17 protein-coding genes and 1 tRNA gene are annotated in these 20,585 nt (G+C 51.1%); 14 read left to right on the top strand and 4 right to left on the bottom strand.

Translation table 11 applies throughout. From position 1 onward, the window contains the following. The first annotated feature begins 135 nt into the window (after positions 1-135). Positions 136-1,776 carry a putative bifunctional diguanylate cyclase/phosphodiesterase gene (locus tag ACK5LI_RS16900; RefSeq protein ID WP_416951553.1) on the top strand — a complete coding sequence of 547 codons (1,641 nt, stop codon included), beginning with the start codon at positions 136-138 and terminating at the stop codon, positions 1,774-1,776. A gap of 163 nt (positions 1,777-1,939) precedes the next feature. Continuing rightward, positions 1,940-2,278: a 2-hydroxymuconate tautomerase family protein gene (locus tag ACK5LI_RS16895; protein WP_416951551.1), complete on the top strand. Its 339-nt coding sequence runs from the start codon at positions 1,940-1,942 to the stop codon at positions 2,276-2,278. Positions 2,279-2,423: 145 nt separating this feature from the next. Here ACK5LI_RS16895 and ACK5LI_RS16890 read toward each other — a convergent pair. Both ACK5LI_RS16890 and ACK5LI_RS16885 read right to left on the bottom strand, forming a co-directional pair. After that, positions 2,424-2,500 (bottom strand) — tRNA-Asp (locus tag ACK5LI_RS16890). A gap of 204 nt (positions 2,501-2,704) precedes the next feature. After that, the gene (locus ACK5LI_RS16885) at positions 2,705-5,017 is read right to left on the bottom strand and encodes a PAS domain-containing protein (RefSeq protein WP_416951549.1); all 2,313 of its coding nucleotides are present in this window, start codon (positions 5,015-5,017) and stop codon (positions 2,705-2,707) included. 235 nt (positions 5,018-5,252) lie between these two features. On the opposite strand from ACK5LI_RS16885, the gene ACK5LI_RS16880 reads away from it, so the two are divergent. From ACK5LI_RS16880 to ACK5LI_RS16845, 8 genes are all read left to right on the top strand, one after another. Continuing rightward, positions 5,253-6,215 carry a metallophosphoesterase gene (locus ACK5LI_RS16880; RefSeq protein WP_416951547.1) on the top strand — a complete coding sequence of 321 codons (963 nt, stop codon included), beginning with the start codon at positions 5,253-5,255 and terminating at the stop codon, positions 6,213-6,215. Positions 6,216-6,363: 148 nt separating this feature from the next. Further along, on the top strand, positions 6,364-7,785 hold the full coding sequence (locus ACK5LI_RS16875; protein WP_416951545.1) for a sigma 54-interacting transcriptional regulator: 1,422 nt from the start codon (positions 6,364-6,366) through the stop codon (positions 7,783-7,785). A gap of 274 nt (positions 7,786-8,059) precedes the next feature. Next, the gene (locus ACK5LI_RS16870; RefSeq protein ID WP_416951543.1) at positions 8,060-9,400 is read left to right on the top strand and encodes a KamA family radical SAM protein; all 1,341 of its coding nucleotides are present in this window, start codon (positions 8,060-8,062) and stop codon (positions 9,398-9,400) included. Then, the gene (locus ACK5LI_RS16865; protein ID WP_416951541.1) at positions 9,391-10,437 is read left to right on the top strand and encodes a D-alanine--D-alanine ligase family protein; all 1,047 of its coding nucleotides are present in this window, start codon (positions 9,391-9,393) and stop codon (positions 10,435-10,437) included. The genes ACK5LI_RS16870 and ACK5LI_RS16865 overlap by 10 nt, the downstream gene beginning before the upstream one ends. Positions 10,438-10,439: 2 nt before the next feature. Beyond that, positions 10,440-11,531: a D-alanine--D-alanine ligase gene (locus ACK5LI_RS16860; RefSeq protein WP_416951540.1), complete on the top strand. Its 1,092-nt coding sequence runs from the start codon at positions 10,440-10,442 to the stop codon at positions 11,529-11,531. After that, complete coding sequence (locus ACK5LI_RS16855; protein ID WP_416951538.1) at positions 11,524-12,042, top strand: GNAT family N-acetyltransferase; 519 nt, start codon at positions 11,524-11,526, stop codon at positions 12,040-12,042. The genes ACK5LI_RS16860 and ACK5LI_RS16855 overlap by 8 nt, the downstream gene beginning before the upstream one ends. 210 nt (positions 12,043-12,252) lie before the next feature. Then, positions 12,253-14,013, top strand: coding sequence for a GNAT family N-acetyltransferase (locus tag ACK5LI_RS16850; protein ID WP_416951536.1), 1,761 nt, complete (start codon positions 12,253-12,255; stop codon positions 14,011-14,013). A 334-nt stretch (positions 14,014-14,347) separates the two neighbouring features. Next, positions 14,348-14,650, top strand: coding sequence for a hypothetical protein (locus ACK5LI_RS16845; RefSeq protein ID WP_416951534.1), 303 nt, complete (start codon positions 14,348-14,350; stop codon positions 14,648-14,650). A gap of 228 nt (positions 14,651-14,878) precedes the next feature. Here ACK5LI_RS16845 and ACK5LI_RS16840 read toward each other — a convergent pair whose 3' ends face one another. After that, positions 14,879-15,085 (bottom strand): hypothetical protein, encoded by a 207-nt coding sequence (locus tag ACK5LI_RS16840; RefSeq protein ID WP_416951532.1) that lies wholly within the window; start codon positions 15,083-15,085, stop codon positions 14,879-14,881. A 365-nt stretch (positions 15,086-15,450) separates the two neighbouring features. On the opposite strand from ACK5LI_RS16840, the gene ACK5LI_RS16835 reads away from it, so the two are divergent. The 4 genes from ACK5LI_RS16835 (at position 15,451) to ACK5LI_RS16820 (ending at position 18,554) form a co-directional block, all read left to right on the top strand. Next, on the top strand, positions 15,451-16,338 hold the full coding sequence (locus ACK5LI_RS16835; RefSeq protein WP_416951530.1) for an ankyrin repeat domain-containing protein: 888 nt from the start codon (positions 15,451-15,453) through the stop codon (positions 16,336-16,338). Positions 16,339-16,395: 57 nt separating this feature from the next. Continuing rightward, the gene (locus tag ACK5LI_RS16830) at positions 16,396-17,793 is read left to right on the top strand and encodes an ankyrin repeat domain-containing protein (RefSeq protein WP_416951528.1); all 1,398 of its coding nucleotides are present in this window, start codon (positions 16,396-16,398) and stop codon (positions 17,791-17,793) included. Positions 17,794-17,915: 122 nt separating this feature from the next. Beyond that, a complete protein-coding gene (locus ACK5LI_RS16825) occupies positions 17,916-18,128 on the top strand; it encodes a hypothetical protein (protein WP_416951526.1) in 213 nt (70 codons plus the stop codon). A 15-nt stretch (positions 18,129-18,143) separates the two neighbouring features. Continuing rightward, a complete protein-coding gene (locus ACK5LI_RS16820; RefSeq protein WP_416951524.1) occupies positions 18,144-18,554 on the top strand; it encodes a hypothetical protein in 411 nt (136 codons plus the stop codon). A 219-nt stretch (positions 18,555-18,773) separates the two neighbouring features. Here ACK5LI_RS16820 and ACK5LI_RS16815 read toward each other — a convergent pair whose 3' ends face one another. Next, on the bottom strand, positions 18,774-20,198 hold the full coding sequence (locus ACK5LI_RS16815; RefSeq protein WP_416951522.1) for a mannose-1-phosphate guanylyltransferase/mannose-6-phosphate isomerase: 1,425 nt from the start codon (positions 20,196-20,198) through the stop codon (positions 18,774-18,776). Positions 20,199-20,585: the final 387 nt, after the last annotated feature.

Here is a 20,585-nt window from a genome sequence, read left to right as displayed (position 1 = left end):
AGACATGCTGGTCTCCCTGCTTATGTTTATCATGCCAGCACTGTCAAAGCGTGTGACAATGCCTTGAAAGTTGTCTATATTCTTAACATATTATAGAGTTAAACCTAGCTAACGGAATAATTTTCTGTACATCCAATGATTGAAGCTAACGGTTTCCCTTTCTTTTCCATGGCCATTGGCGGCGGGTTATGCATTCTGGTCATCAGCATTTTGCGGTACTGGACGCTGCTTAATGAGATGCGGTTGCAATCCCCTGCGCAATACATCAGAAACCGCTTCGCCTTTTCTTGCCTGCTAAGCCTCATCTCGCTCTTCGTCTTCGGCTACCTTGTTGTTTTAAGTACACATATCACTGACATATCGCTGCCCATGGAACTTGTCTTCGGCTGGATTCTATTTCTGGGGTCGATTTTTGTTCTGGTAACAGCCAACGTGACCACAGCTGTTTTACGGCGTGTTTTCAAAGCCAACATTGTACTTCGCAATCAGGCCATGCATGACTATATGACCGGCCTGCCTAACAGACGCTATATCGTTGAAAAACTGAAGATAGCGGTAGCCAACCTGCCTTCTGCACCGTACGCTCTGCTTTTTGTCGATATCATCGGGTTTAAAAGAGTAAACAACAGCTTTGCCCATGCCGTGGGCGACCAGATTCTGGAGCAACTAAGCAGTCGTCTGGCAGATGCCACCAAAGACGGAGAAGTTGCCGCACGGTTGGGAGGTGATGATTTTGCCATCCTGCTTCCCGGATACAGCCCGCGCGAAACAATACGGCGGGTACGTGAAATCAAACGGGTACTGCAAAAAGAATACATTGTCGGCAACATCCACTTTTCCCTTGATTGCGGCTTTGGCGTTTATCTTGGAAACGCGCAGGACATACGGCCCGAACACATCATCGCCAAAGCAAACATGGCCATGATGCATTCGAAAGAACGCGGCCGGAACCGCATTTCCATCTTCAGCAAATCCATGCAGGCCAAGGCACACCACACCATCCACTTTGAAAGCCAATTCCGCCAAAGCCTGGAAAACCAGCATTTCTTTCTTGTTTTTCAGCCCCAATACGCTTTGTCGTCGCCTCCTGCGCTTGTAGGCTTTGAGGTGCTGGCCCGCTGGAAGCATCCTGACCGGGGTATGATCAGCCCGGCAGAATTCATCCCGCTGGCAGAAGCAACAGGGCTTATCCTCCAACTCGACCAATACGTTCTGAATCTGGCTTGCCGCACGTGGAGGCAAATGCGCGCACAATGCCCGGAGTGTAGAAAACTGCATTTTTCCGTAAACCTGAGCGCTGTTCATCTAGACAGGCCCACTTTCCTGCGCCGTTTTGAAAACACGCTGAAAAAACACTCCATTCCCAACGAAGCCATCACGCTTGAAATCACAGAATCCGCACTTATGCACAGCCCTGAAGCAGCAGCCCGAAAAATGCACCACCTGCATTCAACAGGCATACGAGTAGCTTTGGACGACTTCGGCACCGGCTATTCATCCCTTGCTTATCTTACCAGATTTCCATGCTATTGCCTTAAAATCGACAAAAGCTTTGTAGATAACATCACCACCGATACAAATTCACTGCGCGTGGTGCGCTCAATCATAAATCTTGCACACGGGCTGGGTCTTATTGCTCTGGCAGAAGGGGTGGAAACACAGGAACAGCTTGAGCTATTGAAAGGACTGGGATGCGATCAGATACAAGGTTTTTACCTCGGCAGGCCAATTCCCGAAGACGAAGTGCTGCCGCTGATAAAAGAAAAACTCGGTTGATTAGCCGAAGCAGTTATTATGTGAATAGCCGCCTGACACAGCACCTTCCACCAGCAGCATGACCGGAATCTGCCCCGCAAAAATCTTCATACTGCCGACCTAGGCACCGCTTAACGCACTACAGCGTCTCTGGAAGAGAGTACAAAGCTGCTTTTCGTAATTATTGCAGCAACAATCTGTACCGGCGGCACTTGCACCCGAATGCTGCGCGGCGTGCCAATGCCATCGCCAGCATGCATGTTCAATTCTTACCGCAGTATCCGCCCGTCTTTTCATATCAACAGTACCACTGCATAGGAGAGTACACATGCCTGTCATACGAGTAGAATTATGGGAAGGAAGAACGCTGGAACAAAAGCGTGAGCTGGTGAAGGTGCTCACCAGGGAAACAGCAAGAATCACCGGATGCGGAAAAGCATCGGTGTATGTGATTATTGATGAAGTCAAAAAGGAAAACTGGGGAGCAGGCGGCGAGCTGTGTTCAGAGAAATATCCAGAGTAACGGCCTTGCAGCCTGCAAGCAGAGCCTTCGGCACTCTGCTGTGATGTGAAGGGCTCCAGGAATACATATGCCGTATCCGCCGGACCAGATTCGCTCAGGCATGAAAAAAGGGTTACAGCTTTCACTGCAACCCTGTTTTTCCAAGTGGCGGAGCGGACGGGACTCGAACCCGCGGCCTCCGGCGTGACAGGCCGGCGTTATAACCGACTTAACTACCGCTCCGCGTTGTCAGGAAGTTTCCTTCCGTGTGGAAAAGGGGTTTATCGAAGTGGGGGGTCGCCGTCAAGCAGTATTTTTCTTTTTTTCTTTTTTTTGCTCTTTTTTTCCGTGAACACCCAGTTTTTTAACTAAGCTTACCGTGACACTTATTCTGCAGGCAGCGGAGCTATCGGAATAACGTTATTTTTACACGTACTACTTTCACACTCAGCATAGCGCGGGCAACTGAATCTGAAACTCGGTTCCTTTATCTTTACAGCTTGTCACCGTGATGCTGCCCTGATGCTGGGTAATAAGCAGATAGCTGACATACAGTCCCAGCCCAGTACCGTCGCCAACAGGCTTTGTAGTATAAAACGGTTCAAAACAACGCTTGCAGACTTCTTTGCTCATTCCGGGTCCGTTATCGCGTATGCTTACCTCAATCATCCCCTGCGGCAGCATCCTGCTCTCAAGCTGTAACAAAGGCGTGTAGCCTTCTTCCGTAATTATGCTCATGGCCTGACTGCTGTTGCGCAGCAGATTCAAAAAAACCTGCTGCAAATCCTGAATATTGCACCAGATCTCCGGCAAATCATCGGCAAGATCATATTGAATCTGCACACGCTTGATGTCGTATTTCTTTTTCTGGTCATAATCGCTTTCAGCCAGAGCCACAGACTGTCGCAGGACTGTGTTTATATCCGCAGTAGCGCGTGAAAAACGTTCCTCGCGGGAAAACGCCAGCATATTGCTTACAATTGAACCGGCCCGCAGGCAACTTTTGTGAATATCATCCAGAAAAGACGGTACATCCCGCCGCTGCATGTAGTCCTGCATCACCTGCAAATCCAGCCCCAGCTCGTCGGCAACTTTCCTGCTGGCAGGCAGCTCCGTCATCAGTCTGCGTCTGGCATTTTGCACCGCCTGCGAGATGGCACCGAGAGGATTATTGATTTCGTGCGCCATGCCCGCGGCAAGGCCTGCTATGGAGTGCATTTTTTCGGACTGAATCATCATCTCCCGCAGATGCGTCCGCTCAGTCACATCATCCAGCCGGATGGCATATCCTCCGCCTTCGTCATCCGGCAAAGCATACTTGGTAACACTCCAGTTGCGCACGATGCCGCCGGATTCCCAGGCAGCATCTTCAATCTGTACGCACCCTCCGGCCGGACACTCCCCTATGGCCACCTGCCGCAAAAAAGCAGGCCAGTCAAACAGTGAGGTAAAAGGCATGCCCACCGCATCATCAGAAGTAATACCTGTCAGCTCCCGCGCTGCATGGTTCCAGTGTGTCACCTTATCCGATGCATCAACGCCGATAAGAACAGAAGGCATGAAGTCGATCAGTATATGCATCAGCTTGGCCAGCCTCTCGACTTCCTTTTCCGTCCGCTTTCTATCCGTAATGTCTTGGAGCATCAGACACAGCAGGTCGTCGCTGGCTTTAAAGGCATGCACTTCAAATGCGCCGGAGACAGTATCACCAGAATATTCTATCTGCGCAGTAAATGACGGAATACCGGTCAGCATGACCTGTTCCAGCCTTTTCGGCAGGTCTTCCGGCCGCAGGTTAGGAAGAACCTCCACCATCCGCTTACCTTCACACTTCTGCGTCATCACTCCGAACATACGTTCGGCGGCAGGGTTGCCATGAACAAAATAAAAACGCCCCTCACCATAGCGCCATATAAAGACGCCCAGAGGAGCATTATCGATCACCTGCCGTAACCGGTTGGTTGACGTTTCCAGTTCCTGCCGGATTTCAATCAGCTCGGATATATCCTCAAAGGTTGAAAACACCTCATGCGGAGCCTCTGCCCCTTCTGCAAATAAAGGAGTTGCGTTTACTACAAGCCATCTGGTCTGAAGATGCTGCGGATGCTGCACTCCCATTACAACCTTATTCACCGGCTGCGCAGCCTGCAAAGCCCGCATGGACGGAAAATCGGCAAGCGTCATAGGGACACCATGCACATCGACAGCATTCCATGCACTGAAACATTGGTTACTGGCCTGCCCTTCTTCACAATCCAGCCCGAGCATCTGCTGTGCCGTACTGTTCGCACAGATGATGTTGCCGTTAGCGTCCTGAAAAAGCACCCCCTGCGCCATGCCGTCATATACAGTATGGTAGCGTTCTTTTGCCTCCACCACGCCGGAGCATCCCCAGTAATGCTTTGCAGGAAAATCAACTCCCGTTCTGGGCGACGCATGCAGCTGGAGCAATAAAGCATCCTCCGCGTTCCAGTCGACCGGCAGCACTTCAGCATGAAGCGATTCTCCGCATAGCCAGACAGAACTTTCAGAATGCCAGCTTCCTTCAGAATATGATGTTGCAAGCCCTCTCACTGTACACCGGAGGGGATTGGCAAGCACTCCCCCGCACCTGCCCAGCATAGATAATGCCTGCCTGTTCGCCCACAGCACCCTGCCGGTACCGGCATGCACAACGACTATCGGCACCAGCATGCCATCCAGCAATACTGTTAGCTTTCCGGTTTCACTGCCAGTGCAATCAAGTAACGAATTAAGCATGTTAACGCGCTCTCACTCTGCAGAAAACAAACTGCGATATGTATTATACCCCTGCTACTTCCGACTTGCGAAATACCGCTGCATTCGGAATGGGTGCATACTAGTACGCACCAAAACAAAATAACAACACTAAAACATAAAGAAATTGGGGAGTAACCATAAAATACATGACGAAATAATTACGTACGCGACAGTCTGCAGCTATGCTTCTCTCTTGTTAAAAACAAAGGTAAACATGATGCACATTGAAATTTCCCGGGCATATATTGAGGCTGCCACAGGTCGTCTGAAGCCCGAGTTGTGGCATAAGCGCATTCAGCTGCAAAAAAAGCAGGCGCAGTACAAGTATGAACTGACATTTACCCATCCGGAAGAATCGCAACTATTTGCCCGCGCGGTACTGCGCGGACTGAAAATGTTCGGCCTGCTTGAAAGGGCACGGGCTGAAGCGCATGATATAACAATCAAAGAACACACCGTTGTGCTGCAAATTTTGCCAAAACAATTTGACGGACTGCGTATTTTACACCTTTCGGACCTGCATCTGGACGGTTTTGCAGATAATTGTGAAGCCTTACTGAAAGCGGTCTCCGGTTTATCTGCAGATGCTTGCATCATCACCGGTGATTTCCGATTCGGTACATCCGGTCCCGCAGACACTGCTCTGTCCCATCTGCAAAAGCTGATGCAGGTTATCCGGTGCAGGCTTGGCACGCTGGCAGTACTGGGAAATCACGACTGGCTGGAACATGTGCCTGCAATAGAATCAACAGGCATAAGGGTTCTTCTTAATGAAGCGGTGTTATGGGTTCTGGATGGTGCAGCCTTACGAGTGGCGGGAATTGATGACCCCCATTTTTTCGGTACGCAGGATATTCCCGCGGCACTTCAGGATGCGCCACCTTCAGCGGCGACTATTCTGCTGGCGCATTCGCCCGAAGCATTCAGGCAGGCAGCGGCAACAGGGGTACATGTATACCTTTGCGGGCACACCCATGGCGGGCAGAGCTGCCTGCCCGGGGGAATACCTGTAATGACCAACTGCCACTGCCCCCGCGCGCTTGTCCGCGGCGCATGGAGCTTCAAGGGAATGCAGGGGTATACATCAAAGGGGACGGGGTCTTCCTCCGTTCAGGCGCGGCTGTTCTGTAGGCCGGAAATTGTAATTCACACCCTGCGGGCTATGAAAACTTTTTAGAATACACTAAGATATCTCTTGCGCAACAGCATGGGACATTGTTCAGATAACACTTGCCAAGCAACAGCAATAAGCGCATTGGATGGGCAAATCACCTGTCTGATTTCAAGACATATTTATAACATCAATTACGTCTAATAAACGCTGTATGCAGTACTATCTTGTTGCCACAGGCAATCAGCCTGCCGCCAAAGCCATCAGCCGCAGTTTTTCCACTCAGGCGGAACTGGCTATGGTACGTTCTCCTGAAGACCTGCAGACCACACTGGCCCGTCGCATCCCCGACGTGCTCTTTGCGGATGTTTCATGGATTGATCGTTCACCGGCACGCAACCTCGATACCATCCGCACGGCACTTCGTGCGCTATGGGCCATTGCGCCGAACCTTGAAATCATCGTGCTGGCAGAACAGGATAACATCCGCGAGGCTGTCAAGTCTGTCCGTGCAGGGGCAGACAACTACCTTACATATCCCGTTTCAGCCGAAGAAGCCGCCTATGTGCTGGAAAGCCTGCGCGAATCGCGCATGATGCAGACAGAACTTGAATACTTGCGCTCTGCAGATAACGGAAAAATTCGCGCCCCGCTGCAGCAGGCAAAAAGCCCTGTCATGCAGGCTGTTTTTGATAAAGTCTGCAGAGTTGCCGCTACAGACTCCACAGTGCTGCTGCACGGCGAAACTGGCACCGGCAAAGGCGTTCTGGCAAAGCTCATCCACGCCCGAAGCAACCGTGCCAAAGGGCCGTTCATGGGGGTGCATTGCGGTGCCATCCCGGAAACTCTGGTAGAAAGTGAACTTTTCGGTCACGAAAAAGGAGCTTTCACCGGCGCCAGCAAACGCAAATCCGGCAGATTTGAAGTTGCCTCAAAGGGCACCATATTTCTTGATGAAATCGGCACCATATCGCTTTCCACACAGGTCCGCCTGTTGCAGGTTCTGCAGGACAAAGTATTTCAACGCGTAGGTGGTGTAAGCGACATCCCTATGGAAGCCCGTATCGTTGCCGCCAGTAACGTTGATCTGGAAGAACTGGTGCGTAAGGGTGAATTCCGTGCTGACCTGCTTTTCCGCCTTAATGTTTTTCCCATCAAAGTACCCGCCCTGCGCGAACGGCGCGAGGACATCCCGCTGCTGGCAGAAACATTTCTGCAACGCCTTCGCCAGCAGCAGTTAAAAAAAATTCAAGGTATCCATCCTGATGTTCTGGAAGCGTTTCAGCGTTATCCATGGCCGGGCAACATCCGCGAACTGGAAAACCTGATGGAGCGGGCATACATTCTGGAAACATCGCACATGCTTTCGCCCGACAACTTCCCGCAGGATCTTTTTGCTGGCGGAGCCCCCCTTGCCAACGTCTCGCTGGACCTTTCATTGCCGCTTGCAGAAGTGCGTAATCAGGCAAAGGAACAGGCCCAGCGCCGCTACATCGAAGAGCTTATTGCAGAATGCAAAGGCAGAATAAACCTTACGGCAGAGCGTGCAGGCATTACCACCCGCCAACTGCGTAAGCTGCTTTCCCGCTATGGCATCGACAAGACCTGCTACAAAGAACACAAAAGCGGAACATAAAGTGCCGCAAAACAGAAAGCGGAACTTATCATTCCGCATCAGTCCCCCCGCCTTTTCTGCGATGTAAACACGTCGCAATCCGCTTTTCTTCATAAACATCTCTGCTATCGGAACTTTGTGTTCCGATAGCAGAATCCCCATACAACAATATTTCTACTTAATACAGCATGTTAACAAGTTGGCACATGCGTTGCTTTAGGCGATTTCATTCCGCCCTGCAGCACATCTGGTAACGGGCGGCAATTACCATTTCGCTTTAGAACCGGAGATAATCGTGGCGATCAGCAACGCAGCAGCAGAACAGGCTCCCGCAGAGCCTCCCTCCCTTGCGGGATTTCATTCAGGCCCCCCTGTGCAGAGCACCGCTCTGCTCAACGCACACCCTATTTCACTTGCTTATCCTTCTGCTACCGGTTTTGCTCTGAGCAGCCGCTCGGATGCATTCCGCAAGCGCTTCTACCCCGATGTTTGCCAGAAAACCTGGTCGGACTGGCGGTGGCAGTATGCCAACCGCATCACCTCGCTTGGTACGCTGGGAACCATGCTGTCGCTTTCTGAAGAAGAAACCGGCGCAGGAACAGGCCTTGCGGCCTTGCCGCTGGCTGTTACGCCCTATTATGCAGCGCAGTTTGATCCGCAGAATCCGGCTGATCCTTTGCGCCGCACCATGGTTCCTACGGTTTCCGAATGGGCGCTGAACACCGGCGAGTCTGCAGACCCGCTTGGCGAAGACGGCCACAGCCCCGTGCCCGGCCTTATTCACCGCTACCCTGACAGAGTGCTGTTTCTTGCTACAGACACCTGCGCAGCCTATTGCCGGTACTGCACCCGTTCACGCCGCGTGGGCAAACCGTGCGCTACAAGCACCGTGCGCAAGCGCTGGCCTGCGGCAATCGAATACATTGAAAATCATCCGGAAGTACGTGACGTGCTGATTTCCGGCGGTGATCCGCTGACCATGTCGGATACTGCGCTTAATCACCTGCTGTCGCAGTTGCGCCGTATTCCGCATCTGGAATTCATCCGCATAGGAACCAAGGCCCCGATCGTAATGCCGCAACGTATTACGCCCGCGCTGGTTCGTATGCTGCGCCGGTATCATCCGCTGTTTATGAGCATCCACTGCACACACCCTGACGAGCTTACTCCTGAATCTGCTCAGGCTCTCGGCCGTCTGGCGGATGCAGGCATTCCGCTGGGCAGCCAGACGGTATTGCTCAAAGGCATTAACGATGATGTGCCCACGATGACGCGCCTTATGCACGGTCTGCTGAAAACCCGTGTTCGTCCCTATTACCTTTACCATTGCGATCCGGTGCAGGGTACGGCTCATTTCCGTACTTCCATTTACAAGGGAGTGGACATCATCCGCGGTATGCGCGGTTTCACTTCCGGCTATGCGATTCCGACGTATGTAGTTGATGCCCCCGGTGGCGGCGGCAAAATTCCGCTCATGCCCGACTATGTTCAGGGCTATGACGGAGAAGACCTCGTGCTGCGAAATTACGAAGGCGGTTTGTACCACTCTTACGATCCCGCAGCCCCACTGACTGTAACGTGCGAAGACAGTATACACAGCACTCATTGCACCGACGGAGAACTGCCGTGCTTGTAGGCATCACATACGACCTGAAAGACGATTATCTTGCTCTGGGCTACTCTGAAGAAGAGGCCGCAGAATTCGACAGCCCTGCCACCATTGAAGGCATTGAAGCCGCTCTGCAGGCGCAGGGATACGAAACCGAACGCATCGGTGCTTTGCCTATGCTGGCTTCGGCCCTGCTGCAAGGCCGCAGGTGGGATATTGTGTTCAATATTGCAGAAGGCCTGCACGGCTTCGGCCGTGAAAGTCAGGTTCCTGCTCTGCTGGACTACTACAAAGTTCCCTATGTGTTTTCAGACGCTATGACCTTGGGCCTGTGCCTGCACAAAGGCGTTACCAAGCACGTGGTGCGTGACAAAGGCATTCCTACGGCGGACTTTGCCGTGGTTGAGCACCCTTCGCAGGCCGCGTTTATCGACCTGCCCTATCCGCTGTTTGTCAAACCGGTTGCAGAAGGAACCGGCATCGGCGTGGGCGCAGCATCCAAGGTGCAAAACGTTGAAGAGCTTATGGCAGCATGTGAGCGCCTTATTGCCCGCCACAACCAGCCTGTGCTGGTTGAGACCTTCCTGTCCGGCCGTGAACTGACGGTTGGCATTGTGGGAACAGGCACCGACGCCAGAGCGTTGGGAGCCTTGGAAGTGATATTTGCTCCGGCTGCAGAGTCTGATGTGTACGGATACGTAAACAAGGCAGAATATCTGGACAGAATGCAGTACCGTCTTGCCGATGATGACGATGCAGAAAAAGCCAAAACCGTTGCACTGGAAGCGTGGCGCGCTCTCGGCTGCCGAGATGGCGGTCGCGTGGACATGCGTTTTGATGCTGCCGGTGTACCCAACTTTATCGAGGTGAACCCTCTGGCGGGCCTACATCCGGTGAATTCAGACCTTCCCATCATGTGCTACAAGGCCGGTATCCGCTATGAGCAGCTCATCGGCGAAATTATGAACTCCGCACTCTGGCGCCTGCGCTTGCAGGCCATGCCTGGTGCATCTGCAGACGAAATGACCGCTCTGCCTGCAGACCAGCCGTTGCTGATGGCATAACCATGCGTATTGCTGTTGTTCATAATGCAGTCGTGCATGATGCAAAAGGCCATGATGCAAAATACCTGACCGGCAGACCCGATCAGGAGGATACACTAGCTCAGGCCATTGCCGTGCGCGAGGCACTGCTCGCCCGCGGACATGAAGCGGAACTTATGGCTGTGGACCTTGACCTGAAGGCTGCCGGTGTAAGGCTGTCAGCCTTTGCTCCTGATGTTGTGTTCAACCTTGTTGAAGAGCTGGAAAACAACATCAGGATGGCTCCGCTGGCTCCGGCGCTCTATGCCCACCTCGGTATCCCCTTTACAGGCGCGGATGCACAGTCGATGACGCTTTCCGGCGACAAACTGCTGTGCAAACAGATTCTGAACACTGCGGGGCTGCATACGCCTGCATGGATAAAAGAGGATGGTACATGTGGCGGAATGAGCGAGTTGTTTCACGAGCATGACGCTTTTGTGCCGGGCCGTTACCTGTGCAAGTCAGTCCACGAACATGCATCACTGGGTATTGACGACTCATGCCTTGTTGATGCCGCTGCCGCCGCAGACGTTACTACTACGCTTGCCAGATGCCGTTCAAATCACGGCGGGCAGTGGTTTGCAGAGCGCTATGTCGACGGAAGAGAGTTTAACATAGCAGCCGTTACAGACGGACAGGACGGTGTGCGGATTCTGCCTTTTGCGGAGATAGAATTTACCGGCTTTGCCGCTGACCGGCCCAAAATCGTCGGGTATGCCGCCAAATGGCATGATAATACGTTTGAATACCACAACACCGTACGCCGGTTTGACTTTCCGGAGGCCGATTCCCCTATGCTCGACATGTTGAGCGAAGCAACGGCAGCATGCTGGAAGGCATTCGGCCTTGCGGGGTATGCACGGGTGGACTTTCGCGTGGCCGGAGACGGTTCCGCACAGTCTCCATTTCGGCCGTTCATCATAGATGTGAACTCCAACCCCTGCATTGCCCCTGATGCGGGGCTGGCTGCGGCCGCGCTCAGGGCCGGAGTATCCTTTGAAGCTCTGGTCGACATGATCGTACGGGATGCCTGTAATAACGGAACAGCGTATGCAGGAAACAACCATGCATAGAACCGCACCGCATTCAACGACAACGCTGCAGGATGTCACCTTCCGCCGGAAGGTACTGCCATCAGATGCTGCGACTGTCAGAGCTATTGTAAAAGCCACCGGATTCTTTACGACAGAGGAAGCTGACGTTGCAGAAGAACTTGTGACTGAACACCTGCAGCACGGAGCGGCCTCCGGCTACCTGTTTGTATTTGCGCAGATGGAAACAACTGTGACCGGATATGCGTGCTACGGCCCGACACCTGCCACAGAAGGCACATATGACCTGTACTGGATTGCCGTGAATCCACACTGCCAGCATATAGGGCTGGGGGCAGCCTTGCTGAACGAAGTGACCGGCGATGTCCGCGCTGCAGGAGGTCGTCTGCTTTTTGCGGAAACATCAGGTACGCCCGACTATACGCCGACACGCCGGTTCTATGAACGGACAGGCTTCACGGCAGAGGCTGTACTCAAAGACTTCTACCGCAAAAACGACGACAAGGTAATTTTCAGACTGGAAGTAGTGTAGAGGGCTGCGGAACCGTTCGAATAGACCCGTTCGACCGGTTCCGCCATGATGACGGCGGCACGAACTCTGACGGAAGCTGCTATGCTGGCTATCAGGACAGTCAGCAGCCACCCGGCGCATCTTCCCCACTCCCTTAATCCCCTGCAATACATTGTCTTGCTTCCATAAAACCCACTGTACGCCATTATCAGCCCCATTACCGGAGGCAACTTGTTCCGCATTCGTCCCATCTACGACATACGCATTCCCGCAGACATGCGTGCGGTGGAAAAAGCCCAGCAGATTCTGCGTGAACGGTTTCCGCTGCTGGCGGAAGAAGATGTTCAGGCTCTCCCCAGACAGCTTTCTGACCCCTTCATTAAAAAATACAGATCCATTTTATTTGTGGCAGAAGACGGACGCGCCAACGTACGCGGATTCGCCCTGCTTTGCCATTTTACAGACCTGCACTTCTGCTATCTGGATTACATCTCTGTAAGCAGTAAACACGGTGGTGGCGGCATTGGCTCTGCCCTGTATGAACGCATTCGCGAAGAAGCACGGGCGCTGGGCGATACTGCGCTCTTTTTTGAATGCCTGCCCGACGACCCCGCTTTATGTGCCGATTCCGCAACCCTCAAAGAAAACGCGGCCCGTCTGAAATTTTATGAGCGCTACGGCGCACGCCCGATCATCGGCACAGCATACGAAACACCTTTGAAAGAAGGAGACGACTGTCCGCCGTATCTGGTGGCAGATCCGCTGGGCGGTTCATTCAATGTATCCAGAACCAAAGCCCGCAAAATCGTGCAAGCCATCCTGACCAGAAAATACAAAGGAACATGCTCGCCGGAATACACCGAAATGGTGGTGCAGTCCTTTTCTGATACACGCATGCAGTTGCGCGAGCCGCGATATAGCACCAAAGCCGAAGGCACTACCGGTTCGGCGAAACCGGCAAAAGTAAGCAGCGACCTGCGTATAGTCATGGTTGTTAACGACAAGCACGACATCCACCACATCCGTGAGCGCGGGTATGTGGAGTCACCGGTACGAATAGCAAGCATACGTAAAGCACTACTTGCCACTAACCTGTTTGAAGAAGTTCCTGTACAGCACTATTCCGAAGCGCACATCACTGCCGTGCACAGCAAGGAGTACGTTAGCTACCTGAAAAAAATGTGTTCGCGCCTGCCTGAGGGGAAGTCGCTGTATCCATATGTGTTTCCCATACGCAACGCCTCCCGCCCGCCGCGAGAACTGCCTGTTCGGGCAGGCTATTATTGCATAGATACTTTTACGCCGCTAAACGCAAACGCATTTCTTGCCGCAAAAAGAGCTGTGGACTGCGGGCTGACAGCAGCCGGTCATCTGCTGGAAGGCAGAAGGCTTGCCTATGCTCTGGTCCGCCCCCCCGGGCATCATGCGGAACATGCAGCTTTTGGCGGATTCTGCTACTTCAACACCGCAGCAGTGGCAGCGCAGCATCTGGCAGCGTTTGAACGGGTGGCTATACTCGATGTGGACTACCACCACGGCAACGGCACCCAGAATATTTTTTACACGCGAAGCGATGTTCTTACAGTATCCATTCATGGGCACCCGCGGTTTGCTTATCCGTACTTCAGTGGTTTTTCTGAAGAAACAGGAGAAGGCGAAGGGACAGGATACAACAAAAACTTTCCCCTGCTGGAAAAGGTAGATGGTCAGCAGTACGCCAATGTGCTGAAACGCGCACTTGACTGCATACGCGACTTCAAACCGACATTTCTTATTATCGGGCTGGGGCTTGATCCCGCCAAAGGCGACCCCACAGGCACATGGAGCCTGACAGCAAAGGATTTTGCCCATAACGGAAGGCTTATCGGCAGACTGGGACTGCACACGCTGGTCATTCAGGAGGGCGGCTACCGCATCCGTTCTCTGGGAGTAAACGCACGGAACTTTTTCACTGGGCTGTACGAAGGAATGACAGAGACATTGCGTCAGTAACTGCCTTTGCACTTGTATCATCAGACACTACTGCGCCACACCGCCAGAACGTAATGGAACCTGTGCTTCATCGTAAGTACAGGTTCCAATATTTTTAACTCCCCAAATTACCTGTCATTGCTGCATAGAATTGCTTTCAGACAGGGTATTCCCCCAAAAAAGGGCATTAAGCGGACAATTAATTATTCACACATTGTCCTCCGGCGTTTTTTATTGCAATGTCTGAGTGAACACTTACAGTAAAGCCAGCAGCTCCGACATACGGGTATCGCTCCACCGCTAACAGGCAAATATCAACTCAGGCACCCGCATGGCAGAGCAAAGGAGAGTAAGCATGCTCGACCAGTCCGGAATATCACTCACCGCCGTACTTATCCCGTTGCTTTTCGGCATCGGCGGTGCCGCTATTGCAGACTACAAAGGACGCAGGGCCCTTTTATGGTTTGTCATTTCGTTTTTCCTGCCGTTTATGGTGCTTGTCCTGCCCTTTTTAAAGCCCATAGTATTGCCCAACGGACGCTGGCGTGAATGCCGCCACTGCGGCGGTCTGATTAAAGCCCGGGTATCGGTGTGCCCGCACTGCCAGTGCGATCAGGAAACCAAAACATGCTGTGAAGCGAACGGCAAAAACGAATAGAGCAGACTTTTCTGCTTTTTTTTGCATAGTTCGCCGCTTTTCGCGGAGGGAAGGTAGCAACGCAAAGTTATGCGCCAGCCACCAGCTACAAACTAAGTTGCCCTTCGCGCTATCCCCCTAAAAATCAAATAAAAAACACGGCCCTGCGAATACAGAAGGCCGTGTTTTTTTGTTTATATCTTCCGTACCTGTCTGCTTGCGCAGCATGCCGGAACTGCGGCGGACAACTTACCGGTTGTCGTGCACAAAGTTGTTCATACCGTTGGTATTATTTTGTCCGTCAAACAGACAACTGATTCCGCCTTTTCCCATACCATGGCCTCCATGGCCATTTCCATGTCCGTAACCGTACCCATGCCCGCCGGCATAAGCCACAACGCCCACAGCAAGAATTCCTAACACAGCCACAACAGTGATAATTGACGTAATCTTCATTTATATTCTCCTTAATAAAATCGTATGGAATTATGCACTACGCAAACCAATTACAACATTCCAAAGCAACAGCCATGCCATATACATACCCATATGAATTACTTTGGAAAAATATTTTACATCTTCAGATATGTATAAAAAATTAACACAAATAAAAAAATTCAATGCATAAAAATTATACAACCTGAACAATCTGTCCAGGTTCGATACAGCATCACGTTGCTGCTTCCCAATTGTACACCGATGACTGTATCGCTGCAGTTGAAATAAGCAGCGCTCGTTGACAACACCAGTCAACACCAGTACACGCATACAGGTTTACATATCAAGCTCGGCATCCGCATTACAGAATATAAGGAGAGCTTTTGAAAAAGCTTCTGTGCACTTCATTAATCATGGTGTCTTTACTGGCAGGATGCAGTAAGAGGGATTTTTACGGAGCAGCATTTCCGGCAACTCTTCTTGTTTTATCTCCTGTCGCGCTTGTAACTACTCCTTTTGTACCAGACAGCGGCCCGACTTTGGCCGAATCCTTCCCTGACGATATCCAGACACGCCGGATGGCCCGGGCAGCCGCCCAAGGCGATATTAAAACAATCGACAGACTGGTTACTGAGGGAGCCGATGTAAATGCCAGAGGAGCACATAATGCCACCGTACTCATGTGGACTCTGCATAAACGTAACATGAAAGGCTTCAAGCACCTGCTTTCGCTTGGTGCAAACCCGAACGTTGAGTGGACTCTCCAGTCAGACGAGTTCCGGCATGCATGTTCTGTAATGCACACAATCCATGCCGAATATCTGCAAGCAGCTCTTGCTGCCGGCGGCAATCCAAACCTTGAATGTGATGGTGAAAGGCCGATGACGCATCACATTTTTTTCAACTCCACTCCTGTATTGAAAATGTTGACCGACCATGGTGCCGAACTTGATTATATGACCAAATACAATCGCTATGCATTACATATGCAGCCGGCAGAGAAGCGTATGAATCAACGCACGTTATGCTGGAAAATGGCGCGGACTACACGCTGGCAGGCCCTGAAGGCGAAACATTGCACGGCATCATGCAAGACGATTTTAACAGGATACTGGACGAAAAAAAGCACTGGATGGGAGATAGTCAGCGACTATGGTTCTGGCGCTGTGTCCTGTTTATGGAGAAAAGGGGATATATTTTCCAAAAAACACCTTATGCTATCAAGCTGCAACGGGCAGCTGCCCCCAAAATTTCAAAAGAGGCAGCCGTAGAGTTTGAAAAACAGCACCCGTTTCCGTGATCATTACCTCTCTGGCTGCAAGACTTTCATGCACACTCTGACAAACCTGACACATATGCAAAAAACAACGCCTCTGATTTTGGTTATCTTTCTGCTCTTGCTGACTAATCTTGCAGCGTTCGCCGCGGTGCCCCGAAAGCCGCTGGTAGAAATGAGCGTTAAGGAAATGTTTCCTGACAATGAGCAGCTTCAGCAATTGGCCCTTGCGGCAACTGCGGGCGATACCCGAAAAATGGACGAACTGGCAGCCGCAGGAACAGACGTTAATGCCGTCGGTACCGATGGAGCCACAGTCGCATATTGGGTCACCGAGCACCCGAATCCGGATGGCTTTAAAAAACTTTTAGAGCTGGGGGCCAACGCAAACAGCATATGGAGAACAGACAGCGGAACCATATCTTCACTTGTACATTGGACAGTAACCAAAACCGCAAACGCAGAGCTTGATCTCAACTACCTGAAGGCAATTTTTGAAGTTGGCAAAGGAGATCCGAATCTGAAATTGCCGGGAATTGGCACATTACCCATAGAGGGGGCTCTTTTCGCAAATGATGAGGCTGTATTCAAACTGCTTATCGACAGTGGAGCAGACATTCATCGCAAAGGCAGTCAGAATGCTTCACTTGTTGATATGGCAGGAGGGCTAGGCAACTTCAGGCTGGCATTGCACCTGCTGGAGCAGGGTGTTGACTACGCATGGAACGACGCAAAAGGACACAGTTTTGTTTCTAACATACGCAGCAATTTTACTGGCACTCCCCGCCATATGGTCACAGACCCGCACGATGGGCAATATATGTGGTTCTGGCGCTGTGTTGATTTTCTTGAAAAACGCGGGGAGTACTTAGCCATTCCTGCAGAGTTAGAACGTCCGCAGCATCTGGATGATACACCCGCTACGTCTTTTTTTGATGGGACAGGGCAGAAAACGCGTACCCAGAAAGTATTTCTCTATGAAATGGGCCTTACGTACCCTGCCCCGTTTTGGACCCATCAGTTCGGAGCGACAGAGAATCTGCAACAGCACTTCAAAAGCCTTGGTAATGAACGCATATACGAATTTACGCCCATAGGGCAATCTCTGGACAAATGGGACAGCTATCAGCTCATAAAAGGTTTTTCTTTACCGCAGACGTCTTTCACAGCCTTTGTAGAATCAGCAGATACATACTTTACCGGACAGTGCGGAGAAGAAATACATTTTGAAGTGATTCAAAAAAAGCAAGATCAGCAACTCCTGCACGTGCGTTGTACAGCGCAGCAGACAGAAGGATTTCTCTTTCTTGGAAAATATCAGAATACGTTTGTTATGGTGTATCAGGCATGGCGCCTGTCTGCTGTCGCCAACCCTGAAAAAACAAAAGCCAGAGTTTTATCCGACATGCAGCTGATAACAATGGAAAAAGGATTCAGCCTTTTCGATTAACCAAAGCGTTTCAGTCAGCACGGCATCGCGTTGAAACCGTAAATAGGTGTCTGAATCAGCGTACAGCCTGTTTCCATATAAATTTTATTAATAATTTTAAACAAAAACCGGAGACACACTCAATGAAAAGCAGCACGGGGAGAGGCAGCATAATGGCAGTCGCCGTTCTTCTGACAGCCTTCATCGGCTTGACGCCAGCGCCAGCCAAAGCGGAAGAACCGGAACCAAAAATTATGCAGACCATTAAGTTATATGAAGGAGTCTTAAAATTCCCCCCTCCTCTCTGGATAAAATCAACAAAAGAGTTGGAAGACTTCAAGGCATATCGCCAGTAAAAAAATAACAGCTTTGTGTTTGAGCAAATTCCAAAGGATCAGGAGTTCAAGTCGTGGACCAATCTCTACGGCGTTTATGCCTGGCAGCTGCCGGAGTACGACATACAACGCTTTGCCGTAGAATCGCTCAATGCTCTTGCCATGGGATGCAAAGCTGAACCGGAAATTGGACAGATAGAAGCCGAAAACGGCCTTATAGTGCGTTACCATTGCAACGAGCTGGAAGATACGTTGGTAGTAAACGGCAACAACGCTGAAAGCGCTTTTCTGTTTATGGGGCAGGCAGGACAGAGTTTTGCCAAAGTGTATATGTCATGGCGTGGAAAAGCAGAAGACATCGACACTGAAAAGTGGCCGCTGACTGAACAAGTGCAGGCAGACGCCATCAACCATATGAAGGTAATCTATTACTTCAAAGCAAAATAACCTTTGCCGGATTGAATAACAAAAAACGGCCCGAATTGTTCGGGCCGTTTTATTACATCTATAAAAAGTTAGCAGTCCACTACACTGTCACGTCTACTAAAAAAGTCTTGGGCAACCAACTGTGCAGACAGGACTTCTTTACGCCACCCCGGCAAAATTTTCTAACATGCATCTCTTGCTACCAACAGACCTGTCGTGCAGCACGATTTCCCGTTTCCGCTAACTGTCGCTTCTGCCGTATACGTCCTCAAACCTGACGATATCATCCTCGCCCAGATAGCTTCCGGTCTGAACTTCAATAAGTTCCAGATTCACTTTACCCGGATTTTCCAGACGGTGCACGGTACCCAAGGGCAGGTAAGTAGATTGATCTTCACTCAAAAGAATCTGCTCGTCACCTTTGGTTACAAGGGCTGTCCCCTTTACTACGATCCAATGCTCCGAACGGTGGTAATGCTTCTGCAACGAAAGGGTTTGTCCGGGGTACACTGTAATGCGCTTCACCTGATAGCGGCCACCGAGATCAATCCCTTCGTAGTTCCCCCACGGACGGAATACCTTGCAGTGGGACTCTGCTTCTTCCCGATTCGTCTTTTTCAGGGCATTAACAATTTTTTTAACATCCTGAACTCTATCAAGGGGAGCGGCCAGAATCGCGTCTTTTGTTTCCACAATCGCTATGTTTTCCAGCCCGAACGCGGCAATAAGGCGGTTGGTAGAGTGCAGGTAACAGCCCTGAACTTCTTCTGCGACAACATCGCCGATGCATACGTTGCCCTTGGCGTCTTTCTGCAAAACTTCATGCAAAGCTGACCATGACCCGACATCACTCCAGCCGCAGGAAAGCGGCACAACAACGGCTCTCTCCGTCTTTTCCATCACGGCATAGTCAATGGAATCGGAAGGACAACGTTCAAAAGCCTGCGCTTCAAGGCGCAGGAAATCCAGATCATGGCGGGCATCATCAAACGAACGACGGCAAGCGTCTACCATTTCAGGCGCAAACCTCTGTATTTCTTCCAGGTATACTGAAGCACGGAACATAAACATACCACTGTTCCAGAGGTACGCTCCCGAGTCCAGATACTGTTGCGCCGTCTCAAGATCAGGTTTTTCTACAAATGCCGCCACGTTAAAGGCAGCGTCTGAACCTGTTCGGGACTCGCCTTTTTTAATGTACCCGTATCCGACCTCCGGCTTGTCAGGAGTGATACCAAAGGTAACCAGCGCCCCCTTGTCTGCCCACTCACGACCAACCTGAGTTGCTGCAACAAATGCAGGAGCATCATTAATATAGTGGTCTGCAGGCAAAACCAGCAAAACAGGATCGTCTCCATTCCGCATTGCAGCCATCGCCGCAACAGCAACTGCAGGAGCTGTATTTCTGCCAACAGGTTCCAGAATGATATTGCTCGCTGCAATACCTATGTCGTGCAACTGGGAAGCAATGGTAAAACGGTAGTGTTCGTTAGTAACCACAATAGGTGCGACGCCTTCTGCCGCCTCTCTGGCTCTGCTTGCCGTTATCTGCAAAAGCGATGAATCTTCGCCGAGCATGGGCATAAGCTGCTTTGGAAACAACTTACGCGAAAGAGGCCAAAGGCGTGTACCTGAGCCGCCGGAAAGAATAACGGGAGTGATCAACTAACTTTTCTCCGTAGTTAAAACATGCCGCATCCCTTGGTCGGAAAACGCACCAAGAGTCTAGTATCTGATACCGCTTGGGCTACCCTAAATCATGCTTGCTGGTCAATCCTGAGATGGCAGGAGCTATGGTGACAACAAGAGTAACGGCAACCTAGCCAGATTAATCATACCTGAAACATTATTTCTTGGGCTTGCTACCATAATTAAAAGAACTAAACAGAGAAGAGTGTCAAACGCCATACATACTAGCATAGCTAACGACGATATTCACGAACAACTCATCCATCTTAGTAACCAGTCGCGCCCCAAAGACAGCGGCGTGGAAAAACGTTCAAAATAACCAGCAACTCGTGCAGAATGGCACAGAGAAGGTTAACGGCGGAG

The organism is Oleidesulfovibrio sp., assembly GCF_047973035.1.
Classification (GTDB): domain Bacteria; phylum Desulfobacterota; class Desulfovibrionia; order Desulfovibrionales; family Desulfovibrionaceae; genus Oleidesulfovibrio.
This window is presented reverse-complemented; position numbering and strand designations above follow the sequence as displayed.